We start from the raw sequence: 1434 nt of genomic DNA, 5'->3' as shown, positions 1-1434 counted from the left end.
GTGCGCCGCCATGGCCGATGGCAAGCCGGCGCCCATGGTCGCCAGGGCGTTGTCCAACAGCACGGTATTTGGCTTGTGCGCCTTGTAGTTGCGGGCGAACCAGATCTTGTAGATGCCGTTGTCCAGGGCAACGATGCCTTCGGACGGCAGCACGCGACGGATGTCGGCAACCAGGCGCTGCGGGTAGACCGGGAAGCGGTCGTCGTCGGCGCCTTCGGCGATTTGCGCTTCGTTGGCTTCACGGATGGCCATCAGGCGAGTGAAGTCCCAGTGCGAGGTTTCGGTGAGGGCTTCGCTGATCTGCCACACGGCGTTGGCGATATCGCCGATCACTTCGACCTGCGGGAAGTACACGGCATCGACTTCGGCGGAACGGAAGTTGATGTGGATGACTTCGGTGCCACCACGGACCATGAAGAATGGCGGCTTCTCGATCACGTCGTGGCCGATGTTGACGATCAGGTCAGCGGCTTCAACCGCACGATGCACAAAATCGCCGGACGACAGGGCGGCGTTGCCCAGGAAGCGCGGGTGGCGCTCGTCGACCACACCTTTACCCAGCTGGGTGGTGATGAACGGGATGCCGGTCTTGTCGATCAGTTGCTTGAGGACCTTGGCGGTCATCTTGCGGTTGGCGCCGGCGCCGATCACCAGGATCGGGTTACGGGCGTTATGCAGTTTCTGCACGGCGGCTTCGATGGCCACATGCTCGGCCAGCGGGCGGCGGTGCAGGCTGCGCGGGATCGGCAGTGCATCGGTCTGCTCGGCGGCGATGTCTTCCGGCAGCTCCAAGTGTACCGCACCCGGCTTTTCTTCTTCGGCCAGGCGGAAGGCTTCGCGCATGCGCGACGGGATGTTGTCGGCCGAGGCGAACTGGTGGGTGTACTTGGTGATGGGGTCCATCATGCCGCACACGTCGATGATCTGGAAGCGGCCCTGCTTGGACTTCTTGATCGGCTTCTGGCCGGTGATCATCATCATCGGCATGCCGCCCAGGTAGGCGTAGGCGCTGGCAGTAACCAGGTTGGTGGCGCCGGGGCCGAGGGTCGACAGGCTGACGCCGGTCTTGCCGGTCAGACGGCCATAGGTGGCGGCCATAAAGCCTGCAGACTGCTCGTGACGGGTCAGTACCAGCTTGATCTTCGACTTGCGCAGGGATTCGAGCAGGTCGAGGTTTTCTTCACCGGGAATGCCGAATACATACTCGACACCTTCGTTTTCCAGGCATTGCACTACAACATCGGCGGCCTTGGCCATCTTGCTTGCTACCTCAAGTGATGGGACGGTGGAAGTCCAGAAATGCGCAGCACGGTACGCTGGCATCGCCAGGCTCAGGGGCAGGAGTGCCCTGAACCAAAGTCTTGACGTAGGGTGGATGAGGGAAAGTCACGTTGATGTGACAGCAATGTTGTCGCAGTCTTGATTTTTTGCCCG

At 61.6% G+C, this 1434-nt stretch carries 1 protein-coding gene; it reads right to left on the bottom strand.

Annotated elements, in window-relative coordinates:
- Positions 1–1257: acetolactate synthase large subunit (locus ACF8MI_RS15825; protein ID WP_392492016.1), on the bottom strand; the 1257-nt coding region annotated here is incomplete at its 3' end.
- Between the last annotated feature and the right edge of the window lie 177 nt (positions 1258–1434).

The organism is Pseudomonas sp. yb_9, assembly GCF_043103635.1.
In the GTDB taxonomy this organism is placed as follows: Bacteria; Pseudomonadota; Gammaproteobacteria; order Pseudomonadales; family Pseudomonadaceae; genus Aquipseudomonas; species Aquipseudomonas monteilii.
The sequence above is the reverse complement of the archived record's forward strand: the minus strand, read 5'-3'. Positions and strand labels throughout refer to the sequence as shown.